Origin of the sequence: Cognatishimia activa (assembly GCF_026016445.1) — a bacterium.
In the GTDB taxonomy this organism is placed as follows: domain Bacteria; phylum Pseudomonadota; class Alphaproteobacteria; order Rhodobacterales; family Rhodobacteraceae; genus Cognatishimia; species Cognatishimia activa_B.
Map to the genome: position 1 here is coordinate 2857303 of NZ_CP096147.1, position 23415 is coordinate 2880717.

Here is a 23415-nt window from a genome sequence, read left to right on the forward strand (position 1 = left end):
TTCCTTTCTAAGATTGCTGCCAGACTGCTGAAAGGCAGGGTGAAAGGAAAGAGGCCAATTGGACGCTTTCATAGGTCCAAAAGAAAATGGCGCTCCGAGTAGGAACGCCATTTTTTTGTCGGTTGATCGGTCAGATCAAATGGATTCGTCGATCCAGCCTTGCAGAGCTGCCTTCGGAGCAGCACCGGCGCGGTTAGAGACGACCTGACCGTCTTTGAAGATGAACAGCGCAGGAATGCCGCGCACGCCCATGGCTGCGGCGGAGTTCGGGTTGGAGTCGACGTCGACTTTCACAACTTTTACTTTGCCTTCGTATTCGGCGGATAGCTCTTCGAGAGCTGGGCCGATTTGTTTACACGGGCCACACCACTCAGCCCAGAAGTCGACGACAACTGGGATATCGGAATTTTTGACTTCAGCGTCAAAGGTGGCATCGGTGACAGCGACAGTTGCCATTTGAGTCTCCTAAGGAAGAATTTGGGTCGGCCATGAACCTAGGTACCCGATGTTGTGGCGTCAAGCGCGATACACGTTTCCGAGAGCTTCTGTGATCAGGGCGTCAGGCAATGACATCAATTGTCCCGTTTTAGTCCAGAGAAGCGCGGTTTTGACCGTTTTGCCTGGATAGATTTGTTTCAACGCATGCGCATAGGCCCCCATCTGGCGCAAGAGCCCTTCAGGGGTTTTGGCGATGTCAGATGGCACAACAGCGTTGGTTTTGAAATCCACCGCCAGCACTTCGGATTCGCTGATGATCAAACGGTCAATTGTGCCGTGCAGTTTTTGATCGCCTAGGCTTGCCGTCAAAGAAACCTCGGCCAGGGTGTCGGATGCAAAAAGGTGCTGAAGCTCAGGCGCCCTCAAGACCAACGCAGCCTCGGCAAGCAGGTCCGTCCAGGTGTCGGCCCCCTCCCCCGCGTTCTCCAAAATACGCGGTGCGAGATCGTGCCAATTGTCTTCTGGTTCATCGGCCAGATGTTCCAGAAGCAGGTGGATTTGACGCCCGCGTTTCTTGGCTGCTTCTTCATCCAGACCTGCTTCTCCGGGCAATGCTTTAGCTCCGCCCAGATCTGACGGGCTTAGCGCTGCGTCCGGTGCTGATACCTTTGCAGCGGGTGTTTTATAATGGAGTGGTAGTTCAGGTATTGCCGCTTCGGTTTTGATCGCTTCGGCGACCAACTCGCCCGACCAGTCACCATGTTCGTAACGCAGCCCCTGCCCCTCGGCGAAACCATGAGGTTCAGCACCCAGATGTTTCATCCCTGCTTCAATGGTCTGATACCAAGTGTCGCCTGATTTATCCAAATCGCCGGCGGCGGCAACGATCAACCATTTCTCGGCTCGCGTCATCGCCACATACAAAAGCCGCATCCGCTCTTGGCGCTGGGCGTCTGCTTTGGTTTCCCGCGCTGCGCGCACGGCATCAGGAGCCGTCGCGCCTCCTGAATTCCAAAGCGCAACATCTTCGGTATGCACAATTTGATCCGTCATGCGCAGTAGGCGTTTTCCGGTGTCGGGCATGATGACAATCGGAGCTTCCAGGCCCTTAGAGCCATGCACAGTCATCACCCTGATCTGATCGCTGGCGCTGTCCATCTGGCGTTTGATTTCCAGATCGTCAGTTTCCATCCAGACAAGAAAGCCCGTCAGGCTGGGCACAGCGCTGCGTTCATAGGCGAGCGCCTGAGACAAGAGCGCATTGATCCCATCCTCGGCCTCATTGCCCAGCCGCGCAAGTAACTTCCGGCGGCCATCATGGCGGGTCAGAATGCGCTCAATCAGATCATAGGGGCGCAGAAAATCCGTCTGCCCCATCAGATCACCCAAGAACGTCATGGTTTTTGGGAATTCCTCGCCGCGATCCCGCAGCGCCTGCCAGAGGAAGGGAGTTGTGCGGCGATGGGCAAGGTCAAATAGTTGCTGTTCGCTCCAGCCTAGCAAAGGCGATCTGAGAACTGTGGCCAAGGACAGGCTGTCTTCTGGCGTGCCAAGGAATTTCAGCAGCGCCTCAAGATCTTTCACCGCCATTTCCGCCCCAACTTTCAGTCGGTCAGCCCCGGCGATCGGCAATTTCGCGACCTTACAGGCGCGGATGATCTCTTGGAACAAATCCGACCGACGTTGGACGAGTATAAGGAAATCCCCAGCACGAACCGGTCGTTGCGTATAGACGCCTTCTTTACCTTTTTTAGCAGGAATAGAGACTTGTTCGCGGATCATTCGCTTGATTTCCCAAGCAATATTTTGAGCCAATTGAACAGTGTGGTGCGTATCACTCAGCCGATCTACCGGATCGTACCAATCGCCCTCTTCAGGCGCTTCGGTTTTCTCTACCACGGGCCACAGATCAACCCGTCCCGGTAGGTCGCTATTAAACGCAATGTGCTGCTCAAACTTGGTGCTGGGTTGCACGGCAAAACAGGCATCCACCACGCGCAGCACCGCGTCGGATGAGCGGAAGGAATATTCCAGCTCCAAGTTTTGCAAAGGTGCTTCCGAGGCCTGAAGTCTTTCACCAAATTCCGCGCGCATGCGGTCAAACTCGGCCGGGTCCGCGCCTTGGAAGCTGTAAATCGACTGCTTTTTATCCCCAACCACAAAAATCGTGCGCTGGGTATCGTCCCGCGCGCCGGTGCCAGATGTGAATTCCTGTGCCAAGCGTTCAATCACCTGCCATTGCACGGGGCTTGTATCCTGCGCTTCGTCCACAAGGATGTGATCGATCCCACCGTCCAGACGATACAGCACCCATTGCGCCACGTTTGGGTCCGACAGCAGATTACGCGCGCGCAAAATCAGGTCATCAAAATCAAGCCACCCAAGGCGTTGTTTGTTGGCCTCATAGTGCTCCAAAAACCGATGCGCGAATGACCAAAGCGCAAGGCTGCGTCGCGCATTTGCCAGCGCCAAACGATCCTTGCGCGCATCTTCAACGCGCATCATGAGTTTATCCAGGCGCGCAATCAGATCAGGATGATCTTTTTGCAGTTTCTTGGTCGGAAAAGACCCTATCTTGGCAGAAAATGGCTCTTTTGCCTTTTCGCCGGTGAGGAATACCCCCTCCAGCACAGGGAGTGCGTCGTAGCCAATTTGCGGCAAAACAGCGAGTTTCGCAGCGGCCTTGCCATCGTTTGCACCACCAGTTTTTAGCACCTCGATCAGCGAAGCAATCAGGTCAGCCTCATCGCCCAAAAACACGGATGCCGCAATCGTCTCGTCAGTTGTGCCACCCTTAAGGCCAAGCACTTCAAATAGCCGGTCTTTTGAAACCGGCTTTGCATAGCTGTGGGCGGATCGCACGATATCAGCTGTTAGCATTTCAAAACTGTCGCCGGTGAAATGCCGCGCGAGGTCTGCAATCAGGTTCGAGTCATTGCCGCCCGCCATCTCATCAACGATCTCTTCCCGCAACAAGGCTGCCGCGCGGTCTTCCATCTCTTTGAACAACGGGCTGACCCCTGCCTCCAAAGGAAAGCGACGCAGTAAAGACGAACAGAAGGAGTGGATGGTTTGGATTTTTAGGCCACCCGGCGTTTCAATCGCGCGTGCAAAAAGAGTGCGGGCATCATTCAAACGCCGCGAGTTGATGACCCCTTCAACGCCTAGCTCCAGCAGTTCTGTCTTCAGGGCTGTGTCATCGCGCATGGCCCATGACCCAAGCCGTTTAAACAACCGGTTTTGCATCTCGGAGGCAGCTGCTTTGGTATAGGTCAGGCATAGGATGTGCTGTGGCTGCACGCCTTCCAGCAACAGCCGCGCAACGCGGTCGGTTAGAACGCGGGTTTTGCCCGATCCGGCATTGGCTGAGAGCCAAGTCGAGGCATCAGGCCGCGCCGCTTGAACTTGGCGTTCGGTGGCGTCGTTACGCTTCATGCCAGGTCCTCCGGCGTGGGTTCTTCGGTCACATCCCATTCGCCAAACCGCGCGAGCTGGTCGTAGTCGCTGTGATCGGTGTCTTTCCGCAGTGCTCGGCGTGAGGTGAACCCCTGCTCTGCATCCAAATAGCGGGTGATCAGCTGTTCGAATTCGGCCCAGACCTGGGCCGTTGGCATCTCAAGCAATGGTGCAGCGACAGTTTTCGGGGTGTTGGAAAGACCAATATAGATTGCCTCAGCGACTTCAGCGGGGTCGATATCTCGGAACCCGCCTTTTTCGGCCATGGCGGCTTCTAGCAGCAATTGCTTGTCAAAGTACCGCTGTTCGGCTGGCGTCGGCGGGGCACCGGTTTTGTAGTCATAGATCATCAGATCACCGGTTTTGGTACGGTCGATCCGGTCGGCGGTGCCGGTTAGAGTAAAGCCAAGCTGCGGGATGTCCGTCTTAGCCGTGGCTTCAAACCCAATGGGCTTGCCACGGTTTTGGCGGTTTTTTTCATCGGTGACAAATTGATCTGAAATACGATCAATTCGCGCTTTCCACAGGCTGCGTGCCGTGGCCCACGGGACGTTTTGGGCTAAAACAGTCTCTGAAATGAATATCAGATGTTCTTTCGTCAGCAGCGCACGATCTTCACTGACATCTTTAATAAATGCCTCCAGTACCTCGTGGATAACGATCCCTCGTAGAAGAGCATCCGGGGTGCGCATCAGAGGATCCATGGGGCGCAGGCGCAGGGTGTGACGCGCATAGATGGCATAAGGATCGCGGATCAACTTTTTGATTTCGGTGACCGAGAGTTTGGTTGGCCTTGAGGCGATAGGCGGTTTCGGCGACGGACGTTTCGCCGCTGGAACAGGTGTCACCATTTCGAGGGCCTTTGTCATATTCAACCAAGCGACGCCGCGTTGTCGCATTTCGGTTAAAGCGGTAGGGCCACCCTGCTCTGGCAGGCCGTCGAGCAGGTTCGTCAATCGGTTGATCCAGCGTGATGGCACCGTTTCGGCGTCATCAGAACGGATTGAGCGGGTCAGCCAGACTTCTTTCGAGCCAACCGCCTGCTGAAAGTCATGGGCAGACAGGCCGATGCGGCGCTCAGGCAACAATAGACCCGCGTCATGACGCATTTTTCGGTTGAGCCATGGGTCGGGTTTGGCGTTTTCAGGCCAGCTGCCCTCATTCAGGCCGCCAAGGATCGTCAGGTCTGCGCCCTGAACGCGGGCCTCCAAGGTGCCCCAGATCAGGATATTGGGATGTGGAGCATCACGATCACGCACCTCACCTTGCGACAGCACCGCCCCAAACAGATCGGCATAGTCTGCAGCACCGATCTCGCCTGCATGAGGAGCGTTTTCGCGTAGGTCCTCGACGATCCGCACAGCTTCACGCCCGGCTTTTTCTTCCCAGAGTCTACCTGAACCCTCAGCATCGACACTGCCGCGCGCGATGATTTCAGAGCGCGCGAGTTGGGTTTCTAAGCGTGCTTCAAAGGGCAGGGCACCAGGCTGTTCGGCGTCGCAGAAGGTGTTGGTTAACCATACGCCCCAAGTTTCTGCGCCTTCGATTGTCTTGCTCCAGGCAGACAGCACTTCTGGCTCGGGAAAGGTGATGCCTTTACGGCGTAGGTATAACTCCAGCTCGCGGGTGAAGCGCAGATGGTGGTTCCGATCCGTGCCCGAATGGGTGAGGGGGTGTTTCAGCAAAGTCAGCAGGGATTCCGACGTTAGTGGGCGGAAAAACAAGGCTGCGACATGGCGCAAGAACCGCCCGGGAGGCGACAGCTGAAGCGGGGTTCCTGCTGAATCGTCCGGCAAGATATTCCAACGATCCAATGCCGCTGTGACCTGACGGGTCAGCATCCTGTCCGGCGTGATCAGGGCCGCTGTTTGGCCATTCTCGGCAGCTTGGCGCAGGCGCATCGCAATCGCTAATGCCTCTTCGCGCATGGAGGGCGCTTCTAAAAGTGTGACGTCTTGTGTTGCCTGATCGAGATCGGTCAGATTTGGTCCCTCGCGACGCCATTGATCCGTGACGGGAGCAGGGCGAAGTGCAAGCGATATCAATTTGTTACGAGAAGGGCAGGGGGCTGCCGCGTTTGTCCACTCAGCGACATTTTCAGAAGTTAGGTCCAGCCCAGATAGGATTTTCTGAAACCGAAATTGCGGGTGATCTTCGGCGGTTAAAGCATCTGACAAGGCCGCCCAAACGGACTTTGGCGTATCGAAATCAAACCCCGGTAGGATCAAAGCGCCCTGGGGCAGTTTGGCGACTGCCTGCATCAAAAGCATGGTTGTCCCGCGCGATCCGGTTGAGCCAGCAAGGATCACAGGATGTTGCGGCGGGTTGGTCTCCCACTCCTCTGAGAGGCGTTGGATCACCATACGTTGACGCGTCTCGCTGTCAGGCGCTTGGTCCACGGTTTCTAGAAAGTTGCGCGCGATGCCGAAAAACGCCTGAGCGCGTTCCCAATGGCCTGATTGGTCGGAGACGTCCAGCGCTTCGATGCTATCAGGCGAAACACCTTCGCCGCTCATTTCATCCATGAGCCCGGCGAGACTGTCTGCAAGATCATAGAGCGACGCGCGGGGGGCGAGATCGGGTTGCTGCTCCAGAAGACGAGAAATCAGCTGGATCAGTTCAAACCGTCGACGTAGGGGGTTCACCGCAGCAGGAATTTCCTTGTGCGCGAGATTTTTGCCCACGTGAGTCAGCAGATCAATGCGCGGCATCAGTGTCGCGGGCCCGGCATCAGCAATTGATCGCAAACGGCGCGCCATCCGCTGAGTGTTCACGATGATCTGGACCTGTGCCATAGCTTCGGGTGGTTGATCCTGCATGCGATCAAGCAAGCCTCTCCAGAGTGCTTGCGGAAAGTCGATGCCTGGTGCAATGCCAAATACCCGTGGCTTTTCGGATGGGCTAAACATCATCACCTCGCAACAGAGCTTCTGCGAGGTCTATGCCAGCAGGGTGGCCAACGTCACACCATTGACCAGGGTAGGATATCCCGTGAATGCGTCCGGCGTCCTGATTATCAATCCAAACGTCTCGGAGGGAGAATTTTGTTTGGGAAAACCCTTCGAGCAATTCTGGTTTCATGACCTGAATGCCTCCAAAGACCAAATCATCAGGGCCATAGGTGAGACGACCATCTTTTGCCAAGATGAAATCACCTTGGCCCTTGTATCCAACGCATTGCCCGATTGGGATACAGACTAACAGCGCGTCCATTCTGCTTGGGTTCCAAGCGTCAATCGCCATCTGAAATGGGTTTGGCCCCTTCCATATGGCGTCGGAGTTGGAGGTGATGAAAGCATTGTCTCCGAGAAGAGGCAGCGCGTTTTTCAATCCTCCGCCGGTTTCCAGTATCTCCAGCTCTTCGCGAATGGTTTTTACACCTTGTGCATGTAGGTGCACTTCGAGCTGGTCAGGAAGATAGTGAAGATTGGCTAATATCGGGTCTAAGCAGCACTCGTTAGCAAGATTGATGGTGTGGTCGATCAGTGGCTTACCAGCGACGGCTATCAGCGGTTTGGGTGTGTTGGCGGTCAATGCGCCCATGCGGGTTCCAAACCCAGCCGCAAATATCATCAAGGCGTTGGGACGGTGCCGCATAGGTCTCTCAATCGTTGCAGATGTGCTGGGGTGGGCGCCGGAAGTTCAGCTAAGACCTGCTCTCGAATTTCATCCGTTGCTGGGTGTTTAAGATCTCGCTCGATATAACCCCAAACGCGCGGGATGAAGTCTACGTAGTGCGCTTTGCCGAAGTGCAGAGATAGCCGCGCGAAAACACCCAAAATGCGCAGATTTCGCTGTAGGCCCAGGAGGTGGTAGTCCGCCACGAATTCATTCTGATCAAGCCCGGTTTGATCAAGATAATGCGCAATCATTGCCTGCTCTAAGTCCTCCGAAACATCACGCCGCGCGTCTTGGAGCAAAGACACCAAATCATAGGCGCGATGGCCCTTCAAAGCATCTTGGAAATCCAGCATACCTACTTTCGCAACACCGCTGCGATCAGGCAACCAGATGAGATTCTCGGCATGATAGTCTCGTTGAATCAAAACATCAGATTTTTGATCAAATGGCGCCAAAACAGTCTCTAACAATGCTTCAATGCGCAGCGCCTTCTCATCATTCGATGGATCGTAACGATCTAGATACCAGCGCCAGGCCATTGCGGCCTTCTCTGCCATAAGCTGAGCGGAATAGGCAGGAAGATCAGCTGGTGGGGCCACGTTATGCAGGGCAATCAGCGCGTCAATTGCCGCTGTATACAGAGGTCTTTCAAGCGGTGAATCCTCTTCCACAACACGGGCATAAAGTGCGTCCCCAAGGTCCTCCAAAAGCAAGAACCCATGACGTTCATCAGATGCAAATATTTTGGGTGCGGACAGGCCGTGGCTGGTGAGATAGTTCGCGATTTTTACGAAGGGTCGCGTATCCTCACCGCGTTCGGGAGGAGCATCCATTAAAACTGCGCATTCACCGTCTGGGCGCAAAAGTCTTTCATATCTGCGGTTGGAGGCATCACCAGCCAATGGCGCTCTCTTGGCGTCATCCCAACCAGCTTGTTTTATGAATTTCTGAATCTTGTTTTCGCGGTCAGACACTTGTTACGCCTTTCAACTTATCCGTCCATTTCTTGGCTTTCCAAGACATCGATATCTGACGCTGGCCCTCAATTGGTGTCATGCTGAGCGAAATTGTCAGGGCGTTTTCTGGCACAAGCTCGGCCAACCTATCTGGCCATTCGATCAGACAAATCGAGTCATCAAGTGCGTCGATCAATCCGAGTTCAATTACTTCGTCGGGACCGGACAATCGATAGAGATCGGCGTGCCAAATCTCACAAATTGGACCATCGTAGGTTTGAACAAGCGTAAATGTCGGGGAAGGGACATCTTCCGGGGTTTCTAGCGTGTGTTGAATCAAGCTGCGGGCAAAATGCGTTTTTCCTGCACCGACGCCACCTTCCAAAAGGATGCAGTCGCCGGGTTTCAATTGTCGTCCAATTTCCATGGCTATTTCAGCCGTCTCTTCGGCAGAACCAAGCAATCCATTCGGGGGCAAAAATGTCATGGCCAGAGGATACAATCCCGCGCTGGGCCTGCAAGACAGAAGCGCCTATGTAGTGAGAATTTTGGTAGGGCTTGCGCCGATTTCGGATGGGACGGCATGGCGCAACATGATCAGCTGACCTTTAGCGCGGACCAAATGCAAGTCGACAGCTATACTCGCGATCCTCAGGCAGGCGATGTGCGCTTCCTGAGCCTTATCCGATTGCGCCAAGAAACGTGCGATCCTGCCTAGGTGCTTGGGTGAAATATCCCTTTGCATGGCGTTCAAAAGCTCTGTCACCGTGAAATCCGCAAAACTGCTTTCTGGATCAACCTTCCAGTATCTTTGAAAGGATTTGTTGGCAAAGACGACCCTTCCCAGCGCATCGACTGCGGCAATGGCATCATCCATCGCGTCAAGGAGCGTGTGTGACAGCGCCAATTCATCTCGAAATCGGCGGGTGGTTGAAACCTGGGAGCTGATGTCTTCGAATAAGAATCCAACACCGCCTTCGGGGTTGGGCAACCCGCTTGCCCGAATGGTAGCGCCATTCGGGAGCTGCCAGTTTTCTCGGAACCGGTTTTCCGCAGAGTTCGAGATCTGATCTGCAATTTGTTCACGCCATGCGACATAGTTCTTTGGTTCGGGGATCATTCGGTTGTCGCGCATATGATCAAAGAAGCTTTCGATGCTGGGGCGTGCGCTGAGGAAGCCGGCGGAAAACCCAAAGAGATCTATCACCGCGGGATTAAACAGAACCAGATTGCCTTCGCTATCAAACACAACCAGTCCAGTAGAAAGCTGAGCGAATGTTTTGCCGAGGGTTTGAACGACATCTTGGCGCGAAGTTTCTGCCGCTACCGTCTCTTCTGCGCTATGGGCATAGTAGATCGTTGATCCCGCGACTTTCTTTTTAACAAGGCGATAGTGTTTCGGAGCCTTTCCTCGGCTCTCTGGAAGCGAAAATCGATTGGAATTGGAGCGCGCGCGCCTGCGCAGTGCGTCTTTGAGATGAACGGCAAACCCCGCGCGATTGAACGCTCTATTCTTCCACAAGAGGCTGCCATCGTCGGCTTCGGCCCAAATAGGGAAGGGGGCCTCCAGGCATTCCTGGCCAGGAGTTTGAGGATTGAAGGCATCTCCGAATTGCAGTTCGATGCGAGTGAAAGGTGCTTGCTGTTCGATCGATAAGTGATGTGCAAGCGGTTCGATCTGCTCAGGGTACACCGTCGCGCCATCTTCCAGCGCCTTTAAGGAAACAGGAATTTGCGGGACAATCTCAGCCAAGACAGATCGAACCTCTGGCCAACTCATGTCGCTGGTCTTTTTTTGCCCAAGAAACCGCAGACCGGCGGCATTGGCTTGGGTCAATCGGCTGTGCTCGAACAGAAAAACAGGAGAAGCCTTAGAGGCAGAAGACCAGTCTTTTTGATGATGCCTTGAAAGACCAAGCTTTCCCGACTGAAATTTTGAGCGATAGACCCAAATCCCGGTCGCCAACACAAAAGCACTAAAGCTTGCCAAAACAATAAATACAAACACTAGAAAGACCTCATGGTTAATGAGGTGAAGCTTACACTTTGAGGTAAATATTTAATAAATTTAGTTCGACACCATCGGATTGCTGGCGGTTATCTGCTCGCCCTGTGAAACCACCAGTTTCTCCCTGGGCCAAGTGACTTCTACAATGGCACCGCGGGTTTTTAAGTGAGGCACTTTGGCGTTCACCGCATCTGATCCATTTGAGAAGGCGATACGGGCGCCCGAACGCTCCAGAAGCGTTTTGGCGATGAACAGGCCTAGACCCATTCCTTCGTAACCTGGGCGCTGTTGACGTTCACGTTCAGAGCGGCGTCGACGCATAAATGGGTTGCCGATACGGCCAATCAAATTACTGGGGTAGCCTTGACCGTCATCCATCACGCGGACGGTGATTTTGTCAGCGGTCCAGTCGCTTTCGACCCAGACATTGCTAGAAGCAAAATCAACGGCGTTTTGAATGAGGTTTCTAAGGCCGTGGATGATTTCAGGCCTCCGGTAAACGATCGGGATATCTCCTTCAGAAGACTGTGTGATATTTTCTGAAAAGTTAAGGTTCTTACCCCGCCCGATATGAGGTTCTGCGGCTTCTTCGATCAAAGTCAGAAGCGGTGCCTGTCTGAGCTGCAAATCGTTTTTCCCGGCACGTCCCATAGAATGCAGAATGTCGCGGCATCTGTCCGCCTGTTGCCTGATCAGCGCGGCATCTTCATAGAGTTCGGTCTGATCTTTCAGTTCTTCCATCAGCTCAGCGCTCGCTAATTTGATGGTTGCAAGCGGTGTACCAAGTTCATGGGCTGCGGCCGCCACGACCCCACCGAGATCAGTCAGTTTTTGCTCGCGGGCGAGGGCCATCTGTGTGGCAGCGAGGGCTTCAGCCATCGAAGACATCTCAGAAACAACGCGGCGCGAATAGATCGACGAAAAGATGATCGCGATAGCGATACCTGCCAGATTGCCAAACAAGAAAATATCAGGAATGCGCAGGATAAAGCCTTCGGCGGTGCGCAATGGTAGATGAAATTGCAGAAGTAGCGTCACAAGAATGATCGCAACCGTGGCCAAAGTGATGGTGGAGCGCACAGTAAGAGTAGCGGCAGAAACTGTTACTGGGCCGACCACAAGAATAGAGAAAGGGTTGTTCAAGCCGCCTGTCAGGAAAAGCAGGAAGCAGAGCTGCAAAAGGTCAAACAGAAGTATGGCCGCATTCTCAGTTTCAGACAGTAGCCGGTTTTCTGGAAAGACATTGGCAGAAACAACGTTGGCCAATATCGAGATGCCGACAGCCGCGTAGCAAAGCGCATAATTCAGATCGAGTCCAAAGTAGCGATCAGCCACAATCAAAGCGATCATCTGACCGGCAATGGCGATCCAGCGCACCGTGGTGATGGTGCGAAGGCGAATCCAGTTACCGCGTCTTTCTTCGGAAATGAGGTCCAGTGCTTGATCTGTCATAGGGGTCCGCCAACTATTCTAGCATTATTGTTAGATTTAGATGCAGCATTTGACAAACACGTGCGGTGCATTGCCTCGGCCAAGCAATCGTGAAGGGCCCTGACGTTGATTGTGGTGTTCCACGGGCATAGGTCTTTGCGAAATTGTTGGGTTAAAGAGGGGAAAGTCATGATCCGAGCAATTGCTGCGACATCAACGGTCGCAATGATCGCGCTGATGGGCGGTATTTGGTATGTCAGCCAAGATGCGTCAGACGATCAATTTGCCCAATGTCGTTCATCGACGGTGGCAGGTGGTGCCGGGGCCATTGGTGGCCCATTTGAACTCGTGCGCGAGGACGGGGTGACCGTCACGGATGCAGAGGTGATTACTGACCCTACGCTGCTCTATTTTGGTTATACCTTTTGCCCAGATGTGTGCCCACTTGATGCAAGCCGCAATGCTGAGGCAGTCGAGCTTCTGGAGGAGCGCGGCATCATGTCCACACCTGTGATGATCACGATCGATCCCGAACGCGATACGCCAGAAGTCTTAGCTGAGTTCACGGATTATTTGCATCCGCGCATGATCGGTCTGACTGGGACAGATGAACAGGTGAAAGCGGCCTCCAAAGCCTATAAAACCTACTACAAACGACAACCTTCCGAGGATGAGTTTTATCTTGTGGACCATTCGACGTTTACGTACTTGGTGTTGCCGGAAACGGGCTTTGTCGAATACTTCCGCCGTGAGACAACCCCTGAGCAAATGGCAGATACCGTCGCCTGCTACGTAACGCATTCATAAACGTTGCGTCCGCTTGTTTGACGACAGCCAGCCCGCGGGCTAAAACCTATTGAAATCAGGACAGTCTTAAAAGGACGCGCATGTCTGAGAATACTCTGAACGACATCGGACCAGATAAGTCACTTTTGTTGGTCGATGATGACGAGCCCTTTCTGAAGCGCCTCGCAAAGGCCATGGAGAAACGAGGGTTCGAAGTAGAAACGGCTGGCTCGGTGGTTGCTGGATCAGCAATCGCAACAGCTCGTCCCCCGGCCTATGCTGTGGTGGATCTGCGGCTAGAGGACGGCAATGGCCTGGATGTTGTAGAAATCCTGCAAAACAAGCGCGAAGATTGCCGCGTCGTTGTGCTTACAGGATACGGTGCGATTGCCACTGCCGTTGCTGCCGTGAAGATTGGCGCGACAGATTACCTTTCAAAGCCTGCTGATGCTCAGGACATTGTGAATGCATTGCTGACGCCGGAAGGGGCTTTGCCACCACCACCAGAAAACCCAATGTCTGCAGATCGCGTGCGTTGGGAGCATATTCAGCGGGTCTACGAGCTTTGTGATCGCAACGTATCAGAGACCGCGCGCCGCTTGAACATGCACCGCAGGACTTTGCAGCGCATTTTGGCAAAACGTTCGCCGCGCTAATTTCTTAACGCTCCAGATCGTATCGCTTCCAGATTTTGTCGACGACCATTCCATCGTCGAGAGTCTGGTTGGGAATGCGCTGAATATCTTCAAAACCGCGGCTTTGATAATAGGTCAGGCCGCTTTCGTTATCTGCGCGAATGACTGCATGTAGATAGCGATAGCCAAGATCGATCGCTGCTTTGCGGGTAACTTCAAATAGCTTTGATCCAATGCCGAGGCCAGTTGCTCCGACCTTTGCGAACGTCGCAATACTGACACCATCTTCAGCAATATCTGGGTGCCTTACAAACCACTGAAACCCGACAATCTCACCTTCAACGGTTTCGGCCACGTGCCAAACCGAGCGCGGCTCTTTGACTTTATCCTTCATCATCTCGGTTGAAAACGGAGTGACGTAGGCGGTGGTTCCACCAATCTTGATGACTTCATTCAGCAGGTCAGCCATCCCACGGCAATCCAAAGTGCCAGCCCGGCGAACGGTGATGTTTTTCATTTCAATTCTTTCAAAAGAGCGTTGTGTCGCGCGGTGAATTCATTTCGTACCTCAACCGGTGGACGTAATGTGATGGACATGCCTTCAATGGCCTCCGGCTTTGGTTTGCCAAAGAACTTCGCGGCTTCCTTTTCGGAGAACCCCGCGATTTGGGTGGCTTCCATGTAGGCGCTGACCTTATCGGCGCGTTTGATTTGGGACTTAATGGTCTTGGGCAACGAAGCGGGCAGGCCAAATCGAATGTGAATCGCGGCCATCAATCGATCATCAAGGTCACCATAGTCGGGGCCGACGGCTGCCTTCACCGGCGAAATCATATCGCCAATTACATATTCCGGCGCATCGTGCAGCAAGGCCGCCAGCTTCCACTTCACCGGGGCTTTTGGATACATGCGGGAAAAGAGCGCTTCTACCAACAACGAGTGTTCGGCCACTGAATAAGCGTAGTCCCCAAGAGTTTGCCCATTCCAACGCGCAACAAAAGCCAATCCATGCGCGATGTCTTCGATTTCAATGTCCATCGGGGTGGGATCCAAAAGATCCAACCGCCGCCCGGACAGCATACGTTGCCACGCGCGCGCCATGAGCCTAAGCCTCATTGTTTCAATTGAGCGGAGTTTTGATCACATCCTCGCGGGATTCAATGTGTTCCGGCGCGAAACACACAAAATTCTTGGCCCGAAAAAACGAGGTAAATTTCTTGCTCGACGTTGTTATTCACAGAGGGGGTTCTGTGACTATTAAGGCCTATTCTGCCACAAAACCCGTATATTTTCAACGTTCTGCCTTGATTTCGAGCAAAACTGGTATCACCTTGTAAATATATCTAGATCACTGCTGCCAACAAACCTGTGAAGCCATGTGCTTTGAAATGGGCTCAGATGGTCACGATATTGATACCGAAAGGGGGGCACATCTAGTCCTCCCGTGTGTGCCTCCCTCTCAGAAGATGAATGAACGATGAGAAGGAGCTATGTCATGTTCAAACGTATCTTAGCAGCCGGGCTCTTGTTCGGCATGGCGGCAACCGCCCCACCAGCGCATGCCAGCAATTGTGCTTTGCGTGATCAGGTCGTGGACCGGCTACAAAGCAAATATTCGGAAACGCTGACTGCAGGCGGACTGCAGGGAACACAAAATATTCAGACCATGGTTGAGGTCTGGGCATCCGAAAAGACCGGGACTTTCACAGTGATCCTGACCAATCCTCAGGGTATCTCCTGTGTGGTGGCAACCGGCACCGACTTTTTTAAGCGTGAGGCACCTATCGTACCAGATGGTGTAAAAAGCTGACACAAAGACCATCTCGCTTCTGACCTGCCATTGTCGGGCAGGGGTAGCAGTGCTATCTGACCACAGAACTCATGTGGCAAGGAGCACGGCGAGATGCCGACGGACTACATCGTAAAAGACATTTCTCTGGCAGATTTTGGCCGGAAAGAACTCGACATTGCAGAAACCGAAATGCCAGGCCTGATGGCGCTGCGCAAAGAATATGGTGAAAGCAAACCACTGCAGGGCGCCCGCATTGTTGGCTCGCTGCATATGACCATCCAGACAGCAGTCCTGATCGAAACCCTTGTGGCGCTGGGTGCGGATGTGCGCTGGGCGTCATGCAATATCTTCTCAACCCAAGATCACGCGGCAGCGGCGATTGCGGCGGCAGATATCCCAGTTTTTGCAATCAAAGGCCAAAGCCTGGAAGAGCATTGGGATTATCTGGATAAATCCTTCCTTTTCCCTGAAGGTCCAAACCTGATTTTGGACGATGGTGGCGACGCGACATTGTACATCCTTCTGGGTGCGCGCGCGGAAGCGGGTGAAGACATAATCCCTGTACCGTCTTCAGAAGAAGAAGAAGTGATCAAGGCGCAGATCAAGAAGCGTATGGAAGCAAGCCCAGGCTGGTTCACAAAGATGCGCGATCAGATCAAAGGCGTGTCTGAAGAAACCACAACTGGTGTGAACCGCCTGTATCAGCTGGTGAAAGACGGCCACCTGCCGTTCCCGGCAATCAACGTCAACGACTCGGTCACCAAGTCAAAGTTCGATAACAAATACGGCTGCAAGGAATCGCTTGTTGACGGCATCCGCCGTGCGACCGACACCATGATGGCCGGCAAAGTGGCTGTCGTCTGTGGCTATGGCGATGTTGGCAAGGGCTCTGCGGCCTCTCTTCGTGGCGCAGGTGCTCGTGTGAAAGTCACCGAAGTCGATCCAATTTGCGCGCTACAGGCGGCGATGGATGGCTTTGAGGTGACCCTTCTGGAAGATGAAGTGGCTTCTGCAGACGTATTCATCACCACCACCGGCAACAAGGACGTCATCCGCATCGAGCATATGCGCGAGATGAAGGACATGGCGATCGTTGGCAACATCGGTCACTTTGACAATGAAATCCAAGTGGCGAACTTACGGAACCACAAGTGGACCAACATCAAAGAGCAGGTGGATATGATCGAAATGCCTTCCGGCAATCGTATCATCCTCTTATCCGAAGGTCGTCTACTGAACCTTGGTAACGCAACTGGCCACCCATCCTTTGTGATGTCAGCCTCCTTCACCAACCAGGTTCTGGCGCAGATTGAGCTGTGGACCAAAGGTGAGACTTACAACAACGACGTCTACATCCTGCCAAAGCATCTGGATGAAAAGGTAGCGCGCCTGCATCTGGATCGTATCGGTGTGAAGCTGACCAAGCTGGACAAAGATCAAGCGGACTACATCGGTGTTGGCACCGATGGTCCGTTCAAGCCAGAGCATTACCGCTACTGATCTGGCTGCAAAGCAACCCAGATGAATCTGCGATTGATGCTGAATAATTGACCAAGGGCTCCGGTTTTCCGGGGCCTTTTTTGGGCGAGAACTGGCCTATCTGCGCACCATTCAGCACGCTTCCGCGCATTTTACCAGTGGCTCGAGGCTTTGTGATCAGCCCTTCCATTGAGATTACTAATAGAAACACCAGCTTCCTTTTCATGATGGTCGCGGACCACTCTTCCCTTGGTTTGCGATGACAAAAGCAAAGGATAATGGACATGAAACTTGCAAAAGTTGCCATTGTTGCAGCACTGGTTGCAACTCCAATGAGCCTCTCCGCACAGGACTTCAGCGGTTTCCGTGCAGGTATTTCCGCCGGCGCACTGAGCGGTGATAACAACGCTTCTGGCGATGAGGCAGACTACGGCCTGTTCGCGGGGTACAACTATGATCTGGGCAACGGTCTGATTGGTGGTGAAATCGCTTATAACACCGGCGACATCAATGCCACTGGCGTGACTCTCGAGGACTCTCTACATCTGAAAGCTCGCTATGGTATCCAAGTTGGCACCAGCGGTCTGGCCTATGGTACCATTGGTTATGCGCGCGCCAAAGCGAGCACAGGTGGTCATGACGAAGGTTACGTTGTGGGCGCGGGCTATGAACAGGCCATAAATGATCAAATGTTTGTAGGTGGTGAATACCTCTACAGCGAATACAATAACGTCGGCGCAACAAGTTCTGACGCAAGCGCGCATTCGATTGCCGTGCGCTTGGGAATGAAGTTCTAATCCAACTCTTCCCTAGTCGCGCCTATAGGCCGTCGGAAGTGGTGATATATGCAGGACCCCCGGCCGCGGTACCGGGGGTTCTGTCTTGTTTGGATGATGGACAGCGCAGCTCTGATCGCGCATTTCCAAAACCTTATGGGGAATTTCACCGCAAATTTTTCCTTTGTGTCGGCTTGGATAGCCCGTATCGTGTTCTTGCAAGGGGCCGAGCCCCATTCGCGTAACGGGATTTGTATTGGAGAGTGACTATGGGAAAACGCGACGATCTGATCGCACAATATGCTGATGACCTGCGCAGCAAATGCGGGATTGAACCCGACATGGACCTACTGACTAAGGTCACTATTGGATGTGGTCCAGCGATTTACGACGCGGATGCATCCACAGTTGCAGCAACTCAAGAGAGTGAGTTGGAAACAGTTAAGAACAACTTCCTCGTGAAAAAACTCGCGCTGTCTGATGGCCCAGAGTTGATGGAAGCGATCAACTCTGTGATCGAAACCTATGGTCGCTCCGAGCGCAACAAATACCGCGCTGTTGTCTATTACATGCTGACCAAACACTTCGGTAAAGAATCCGTCTACGGATAAACGAAAGCCCACCAAATGGTGGGCCTCTGACTTAAAAACGGAAAGGCCAGGCATTTGCCGGGCCTTTTTGCTTAGAAGATCGTGAGTACAATCCCGATCACTGTGCAGCCAATGGTAGCATAGCCGCCGTCGATAATGATCAAGTTACGTGGGCGTCCTGCAAAGGTGTAGTTGGTCGCAATCCACGGTGTTGCTAGAAAGAGCCCGACACCCAGCCCTGCAATCAATCCTTTTCCAACCGTATCGATACCTGCCAGTGAAAACATGTGCCGCATCATGCCAGCTACGATGATCAGGCAGATGATTGATACAATATAGGGCACCTTGTCAGTTGAATTGGCCGGACGTCCATCCTCGCCGACTTCAACACCTGAGGCCGCCATCCAAGGCTTTGCTAGCGTCATGTACCAAACCGCCCCAAAGGCATATGCCGCAATAGCGGCTGCAATGATGTTTATGAATTCCATGTCCCTCTCCATGTCCACCAGAGTAGTGACAGGAGTATGCCCAAATGTTGGGGGTGTGGCTAGAGTTTCATACCACCCATAGATGAAATGATGCCCCACTCTGCGTCCGACACTGGTTGCACAGAGAGGCGGGAATTGCGAACCAGCACCATCTCTGCCAGTCGCTCTTCGCCTTTGATCTGATCAAGCGTGACGGGTTTTGGGAGGTTAGCAATGGCGCGAATATCGACGCATTCCCAACGCTCGTCATCGGTGGTTGAATCCTGATGGGCTTCGGCGATAACCTCGACGATGCCGACCACGGATTTCTCTTTCTGAGAATGGTAGAAGAACCCGCGATCACCCACTTTCATCTCGCGCATGAAGTTGCGCGCTTGGTAATTGCGCACGCCGTCCCATTCCTCACCCTGATCGCCCTTGTCGATCTGGTTCTGCCAGCTCCAGGTGGAAGGTTCGGATTTGAACAGCCAGTAGCGCATCAGCCTATCACCTTGTTCCAAGCGATGATTTCGACGCTCTGGAAAAGATCCGCTTTCTTATAGGGATCTTCCGCCGCCCAAGCCTGCGCTTCGGTGATGTCGGCGAATTCCAGAATGATCAGAGAGCCACACATATTGCCATCTTCGTTCAGAAATGGCCCGGCCATTTCAACCGCTTCGGTTGCCTTCAAATACGCGACATGCGCATCGCGATTGGCTTTGCGGATTTCCAGGGCGCCGGGTTTGTCTTTCGCGATCAAAGCAAAACGCATTTTCATTCCTCTTTTGGGGGGCGTGCGAGCAATTCGTTCATAGCCTCGCGCACGCTGAGTTTTTGGTCAAGCAATGCGACAACCATTTGCGTGATTGGCATTTCGATTTTGAGGGTCTGGGCTTTCTGCAGTGTAGCGCGCGCCGTGGCTGCGCCTTCAACGGTGATGTTGCGGTCAAAATCCGCCCCATTGCCAAGCGCGAATCCAAAACTGTAGTTCCGAGATTGCGGTGAGGTGCAGGTCAGGATCAGGTCTCCAAACCCTGAAAGACCAGAAAGCGTGTCTGGTTTTGATCCAAGCGCCAGAGCCATGCGGTTCATTTCTGCAAAACCGCGTGTAATCAAAGAGGCGCGCGCGCTTTCACCTAGGCCCGCACCCATGACAGCGCCGCAAGCGATGGCCATCACGTTCTTTAAAGCGCCGCCTAATTCTGCGCCGGTTGCATCTGAGGTACGATAGATCCGCAGATTGGGTGCCATCAACTCAGCTTGTAGGTCTTTCAGCGCAGTTTCATCATCACAGGCCAGAGTTAGGGCCGTTGGCAGTCCTTTAGCGATGTCAGCAGCAAAGCTCGGGCCGGTTAAAATGGCGGGCGTGGCAATGGGTGCAACGCTTCGGATCACCTCAACTGGGCCCTCTCCGGTTGTGAGCTCTATCCCTTTGCAGCAGGCGACTAAGGTTTTGCCGTGTAAGGCAGGGGCCTTGGAAAGCACATCTCGCAAACGCTGCATAGGCACCGCCAGCAGCACGATGTTGTCGGTTAAGTCGCCAATGTCGGAGGTCAGCTTGATATTGTCAGGCAGTTTCGCGCCAGGCAATCGCGCCGCGTTCTCACGCGTGTCGCGCATGGTTTCGATCGCGGAATTGTCTCGTGCCCAAAGCGTGACATCTCTACCGCCGAGAGCAAGAGAGATCGCCAAAGAGGTCCCAAAAGCGCCGGCGCCGAGGATGCTAATGCTCATGCTTTGGCTCCCTTTTTACCACCACCTAAAAGCGCAGGTGCGGATTTATCAAGCGGCCAACGCGGACGCGCAACGAGACGCATATCGTCCTGTTTCCCAGCCTTGAAGCGTTCCATGCCAGCATAGGCGATCATAGCAGCGTTATCGGTGCACAACGCCAATGGAGGGGCTGTGAAGGCCAGTCCGTTGTCGGCGCAAACAGTCTCTAATCCAGCCCGAATTGGTGTATTTGCGGCTACACCGCCTGCGACTGCAAGCAGCGGCTCGGTTGGCGCTTCTTCGAGGTAAGTCGCGATGGCGCGCGCAGTTTTCTTTCCCAGCACGTCAACCACTGCGGCTTGGAACGAGGCGCAAAGATCATTGCGATCCTGCTCCGTCAGCCCGCCTTTTTCGGCGACGATCGCGTCGCGCGCTCTTAGAAGTGCTGTCTTCAAGCCGGAAAAACTTAAGTCGCATCCAGGACGATCCATAAGCGGGCGCGGGAAGGCAAACCGCTTTGGGTCTCCAAGCTTTGCAGCTTTCTCAACCGAAGGTCCGCCGGGTTGTGGCAATCCCAACAGACGCGCGGTTTTGTCGAAGGCCTCGCCGGGGGCGTCATCGATCGTGCCGCCGAGACGTGTGAAATCTTCTGGACCTCGTGCGATCAGGAATTGGCAATGTCCTCCGCTGACAAGCAACATCAAATAAGGAAAAGCCACCTGATCTGTCAGGCGCGGCGTCAGCGCGTGGCCCGCGAGGTGATTTACGCCGACCAGCGGAGTACCCAGCCCAGCCGCCAAACCTTTTGCGCACATGACACCCGACATGACCCCGCCGATAAGCCCTGGACCTGCAGTCACTGCTATGGCGTCGATGTCTTTCAAAGCAACACCGCTTTCCGCCAGGGCCTCTTCCACACAGATATCAAGTTTCTCAGCGTGAGCGCGTGCCGCGATCTCTGGAACGACACCTCCGAAGGCTGCATGCAGATCATTCTGGCCGTGAACGACAGAAGACAGGATTTGCACCGGATCGTCGCCTGTTTGGCGCAGAATAGCCGCAGCCGTATCATCACAGCTGCTTTCCAGCCCCAGAATTGTAAGATCTTCGCTCATAGCCGACCATTGCACGATTTAATTACGGCAGGTAACACCGTAAGGCGCTGTAAACAATGGGTCTGACCGTGCCAAAGCCAAAGCCTACCGTTCTGTTGACCCGCCCTTTGGCGCAATCAAAACAATTTGAGCAATCATTACGTGATGGTGGGTTTGACGGCCCCATCGTAATTTCCCCTTTGATCGAAATTTCCGCCGCGCCAGTGGATTGTGATTTATCGGAGTTTGACGGAGTGATTTTCACCAGTCGAAACGCTGTCGATTTCGCGCCTGTCAGCTCTATTCACGCATGGTGTGTCGGGGACAAAACCGCGGAAAAGGCTCGCAGATTTGGTTGGGACGCCACCTCTGCAGATGGGGATGCTGATGCTCTTGTGGCTACTATTGCCAGGTCGAAGCCCGAAGGAAAACTGGTTCACCTCAGGGGTGAGCACAGCCGCGGAGATGTTGCTACACGTCTCAATCAGGCAGGAATAAAAACATATGAACGGGTGGTTTACCGCCAGACAGAAATGCCACTGAGCGCTGAGGCCCAGGCACTTTTGTCGGGGGAAAGGCCCGTTATTATCCCCTTGTTTTCTCCGCGTTCCGCGGTTCTTTTGAGGAAGCAAAGTCGATTTAGTACAGGAGTTTCGAGTGTCGTGATGAGCGTAGCTGTGGCGAATGAAATTCAAAATGTGGGCATTGGGACAATTATCCTAGCGCCTAAAACAACAGCGTCAGCCATGCTAGAAAGCACTCTTTCGCTAATCGATGCAGCATGACGCATTGTAGCTGGCGGCCAGCGCGCATAAATTTGAATTGAAGAATTGATAAGAAACGGATTCGAAAGGGTGGGTACACGTGGCCAAGGCTGACAAATCTGACACGTCAACCGAAGAAGAAAAGGCTGTTGAAGCCAAGATTTCTGATGACGTTGTTGATGCCGAGATCATCGAAGAAACATCCGAAGATACCGAGGCACCTGCCGAAGAAGATCTGAAGACCGACGATCAAGCAGACGAGACTGAAGCAACGGAAGAGGAGGTTCCTCAGGAAGAGACCTCCGAAGCCGCAGACGATTTAGTGGCGTCCGATGATGGCTATTCGGAAGAAACAGAGGATTCTTCGGAAGAAGAGACGGCAACGTCTGAGGAAACCCCGGTTGAAGCGCCCGTTCAGCCAACTCAGCCAACGGCAGCCCCTGTGAAAAAGACCGGATTCCTGCCCGTTGCTTTGGGAGGTGTTGTTGCGGCGGCGCTTGGCTTTGGACTGTCTCAATACGTTGGCCCGCTTTCAGCAGAAAAAGATCCGGCTTTGGTGGCTCTTGAAACGCTGGTTGCAGAGCAATCACAAAAGATCGATGAGCTTTTGGCTGGGCAGGCGGACGCGCAGACGGCGATTGAAGCCGCGCAGTCTTCTGCATCTTCCGCGACATCCAATGTTGAAGGGCTTACCGGTGCTGTTGCTGCTGTGAACAGCCGCATTGATGATGCTGCCGGTGCCCTCGCCACTTTGGACGGGCGTTTGGCAGCGCTTGAGAAGAACCCGATCAGTCAGAACCTGCCTTCCGCCGCCCTTGAGGCATATGAGCGTGAGGTTGAAGAATTGAAGGCCGCAGTTGCGCAGCAACGTGCAGAAGCGGCGTCGATGGAAGAAAACGCCAAGCTGACGGCTCAACAGGCGCTTGCCCGCGCAGCGCTGTCGCGTGTTCTGTCGGCATTGGATTCCGGAACGCCCTATCGCGTCGCACTAACCGATTTTTCCGCCGCCACCGGAACAGCCGTATCTGCAGCGTTGGAGACCTATGCGGATGATGGTGTGACCTCTCTGGCATCACTACAGGACAGCTTCCCTGAAGTAGCGCGCAAGGCTTTAGCTGCGGCGCGCAGTGGAGAACAAACAGGCGGTGTGAAACTTACTGACTTCTTCAAGGCGCAACTGGGTGCGCGCTCTGTTACGCCACAAGAAGGCGATGGTGCAGACGCGGTGCTTAGCCGTGCAGAAGGCGCTTTGCGCGCTGGGCGCGTCACAGATGCGTTGGCTGAGCTTTCCAACCTGCCAGAAGAGGCGAAGCCTGCTTTTGTAGACTGGATCGCGCAGGCGGATGCGCGTCAGGCGGCGTTTGCCGCTGGCGAAGCGTTGTCTCAACAATTGAACACTAACTAAAGGT

23 protein-coding genes are annotated in these 23415 nt (G+C 53.8%); 8 read left to right on the plus strand and 15 right to left on the minus strand.

Annotated elements, in window-relative coordinates; translation table 11 throughout:
• Positions 1-135 precede the first annotated feature (135 nt).
• From trxA to regB, 8 genes are read right to left on the minus strand one after another with little or no spacing between them, the layout of a single operon-like run.
• Positions 136-456: a thioredoxin gene (trxA, locus tag M0D42_RS14270; RefSeq protein WP_265019277.1), complete on the minus strand. Its 321-nt coding sequence runs from the start codon at positions 454-456 to the stop codon at positions 136-138.
• A 60-nt stretch (positions 457-516) separates the two neighbouring features.
• Positions 517-3873 (minus strand): double-strand break repair helicase AddA, encoded by a 3357-nt coding sequence (addA, locus tag M0D42_RS14275; protein ID WP_265019278.1) that lies wholly within the window; start codon positions 3871-3873, stop codon positions 517-519.
• Positions 3870-6803, minus strand: coding sequence for a double-strand break repair protein AddB (addB, locus tag M0D42_RS14280; protein ID WP_265019279.1), 2934 nt, complete (start codon positions 6801-6803; stop codon positions 3870-3872). Before addB ends, addA begins: the two co-directional genes overlap by 4 nt.
• On the minus strand, positions 6796-7491 hold the full coding sequence (locus M0D42_RS14285) for a nucleotidyltransferase family protein (protein ID WP_265019280.1): 696 nt from the start codon (positions 7489-7491) through the stop codon (positions 6796-6798). Before M0D42_RS14285 ends, addB begins: the two co-directional genes overlap by 8 nt.
• On the minus strand, positions 7467-8489 hold the full coding sequence (locus M0D42_RS14290; protein WP_265019281.1) for an aminoglycoside phosphotransferase family protein: 1023 nt from the start codon (positions 8487-8489) through the stop codon (positions 7467-7469). The genes M0D42_RS14285 and M0D42_RS14290 overlap by 25 nt, the downstream gene beginning before the upstream one ends.
• Positions 8482-8958, minus strand: coding sequence for a tRNA (adenosine(37)-N6)-threonylcarbamoyltransferase complex ATPase subunit type 1 TsaE (gene tsaE / locus M0D42_RS14295; protein ID WP_265019282.1), 477 nt, complete (start codon positions 8956-8958; stop codon positions 8482-8484). The genes M0D42_RS14290 and tsaE overlap by 8 nt, the downstream gene beginning before the upstream one ends.
• Before the next feature lie 45 nt (positions 8959-9003).
• Positions 9004-10479 (minus strand): PAS-domain containing protein, encoded by a 1476-nt coding sequence (locus tag M0D42_RS14300; RefSeq protein ID WP_265019283.1) that lies wholly within the window; start codon positions 10477-10479, stop codon positions 9004-9006.
• A 60-nt stretch (positions 10480-10539) separates the two neighbouring features.
• Positions 10540-11931, minus strand: coding sequence for a sensor histidine kinase RegB (gene regB / locus M0D42_RS14305; RefSeq protein WP_265019284.1), 1392 nt, complete (start codon positions 11929-11931; stop codon positions 10540-10542).
• A 168-nt stretch (positions 11932-12099) separates the two neighbouring features.
• Here regB and M0D42_RS14310 point away from each other — a divergent pair, with 168 nt between their 5' ends.
• Both M0D42_RS14310 and M0D42_RS14315 read left to right on the plus strand, forming a co-directional pair.
• Positions 12100-12717 carry an SCO family protein gene (locus M0D42_RS14310; protein ID WP_265019285.1) on the plus strand — a complete coding sequence of 206 codons (618 nt, stop codon included), beginning with the start codon at positions 12100-12102 and terminating at the stop codon, positions 12715-12717.
• Positions 12718-12797: 80 nt separating this feature from the next.
• Positions 12798-13352, plus strand: coding sequence for an ActR/PrrA/RegA family redox response regulator transcription factor (locus tag M0D42_RS14315; protein WP_265019286.1), 555 nt, complete (start codon positions 12798-12800; stop codon positions 13350-13352).
• Positions 13353-13356: 4 nt separating this feature from the next.
• On the opposite strand, the gene M0D42_RS14320 is transcribed toward M0D42_RS14315, so the two are convergent.
• Together M0D42_RS14320 and M0D42_RS14325 are read right to left on the minus strand one after the other, a co-directional pair.
• The gene (locus M0D42_RS14320) at positions 13357-13848 is read right to left on the minus strand and encodes a GNAT family N-acetyltransferase (protein WP_265019287.1); all 492 of its coding nucleotides are present in this window, start codon (positions 13846-13848) and stop codon (positions 13357-13359) included.
• Positions 13845-14432, minus strand: a complete 588-nt coding sequence (locus M0D42_RS14325) for an HD family hydrolase (RefSeq protein WP_265019288.1) — start codon at positions 14430-14432, stop codon at positions 13845-13847. Before M0D42_RS14325 ends, M0D42_RS14320 begins: the two co-directional genes overlap by 4 nt.
• A 394-nt stretch (positions 14433-14826) precedes the next feature.
• Here M0D42_RS14325 and M0D42_RS14330 point away from each other — a divergent pair, with 394 nt between their 5' ends.
• The 4 genes from M0D42_RS14330 (at position 14827) to M0D42_RS14345 (ending at position 17989) form a co-directional block, all read left to right on the plus strand.
• Complete coding sequence (locus tag M0D42_RS14330) at positions 14827-15141, plus strand: hypothetical protein (RefSeq protein WP_265019289.1); 315 nt, start codon at positions 14827-14829, stop codon at positions 15139-15141.
• 93 nt (positions 15142-15234) lie between these two features.
• Complete coding sequence (ahcY, locus tag M0D42_RS14335) at positions 15235-16623, plus strand: adenosylhomocysteinase (protein WP_265019290.1); 1389 nt, start codon at positions 15235-15237, stop codon at positions 16621-16623.
• A 263-nt stretch (positions 16624-16886) separates the two neighbouring features.
• Positions 16887-17399 (plus strand): outer membrane protein, encoded by a 513-nt coding sequence (locus M0D42_RS14340; protein ID WP_265019291.1) that lies wholly within the window; start codon positions 16887-16889, stop codon positions 17397-17399.
• A gap of 248 nt (positions 17400-17647) precedes the next feature.
• Positions 17648-17989 carry a DUF2853 family protein gene (locus M0D42_RS14345; protein ID WP_265019292.1) on the plus strand — a complete coding sequence of 114 codons (342 nt, stop codon included), beginning with the start codon at positions 17648-17650 and terminating at the stop codon, positions 17987-17989.
• 71 nt (positions 17990-18060) lie between these two features.
• Here the strand turns inward: M0D42_RS14345 and M0D42_RS14350 are convergent, their stop codons facing one another.
• Genes M0D42_RS14350 through tsaD form a run of 5 tightly spaced genes read right to left on the minus strand, consistent with a single transcriptional unit; the run spans position 18061 to position 21263 of the window.
• Complete coding sequence (locus M0D42_RS14350; RefSeq protein WP_265019293.1) at positions 18061-18456, minus strand: DUF1761 domain-containing protein; 396 nt, start codon at positions 18454-18456, stop codon at positions 18061-18063.
• Between the two features lie 59 nt (positions 18457-18515).
• Entirely contained in the window at positions 18516-18935 is a 420-nt protein-coding gene (locus tag M0D42_RS14355) for an EVE domain-containing protein (RefSeq protein WP_265019294.1), read from the minus strand.
• A complete protein-coding gene (locus M0D42_RS14360) occupies positions 18935-19207 on the minus strand; it encodes a YciI family protein (RefSeq protein ID WP_265019295.1) in 273 nt (90 codons plus the stop codon). The genes M0D42_RS14355 and M0D42_RS14360 overlap by 1 nt, the downstream gene beginning before the upstream one ends.
• A gap of 2 nt (positions 19208-19209) precedes the next feature.
• Positions 19210-20169, minus strand: a complete 960-nt coding sequence (locus M0D42_RS14365) for an NAD(P)H-dependent glycerol-3-phosphate dehydrogenase (protein WP_265019296.1) — start codon at positions 20167-20169, stop codon at positions 19210-19212.
• Positions 20166-21263 carry a tRNA (adenosine(37)-N6)-threonylcarbamoyltransferase complex transferase subunit TsaD gene (gene tsaD / locus M0D42_RS14370; RefSeq protein WP_265019297.1) on the minus strand — a complete coding sequence of 366 codons (1098 nt, stop codon included), beginning with the start codon at positions 21261-21263 and terminating at the stop codon, positions 20166-20168. The genes M0D42_RS14365 and tsaD overlap by 4 nt, the downstream gene beginning before the upstream one ends.
• Before the next feature lie 56 nt (positions 21264-21319).
• On the opposite strand from tsaD, the gene M0D42_RS14375 reads away from it, so the two are divergent.
• Positions 21320-22027: a uroporphyrinogen-III synthase gene (locus M0D42_RS14375; RefSeq protein ID WP_265019298.1), complete on the plus strand. Its 708-nt coding sequence runs from the start codon at positions 21320-21322 to the stop codon at positions 22025-22027.
• Between the two features lie 79 nt (positions 22028-22106).
• Positions 22107-23411 carry a COG4223 family protein gene (locus tag M0D42_RS14380; RefSeq protein WP_265019299.1) on the plus strand — a complete coding sequence of 435 codons (1305 nt, stop codon included), beginning with the start codon at positions 22107-22109 and terminating at the stop codon, positions 23409-23411.
• The last annotated feature ends 4 nt before the right edge of the window (positions 23412-23415 follow it).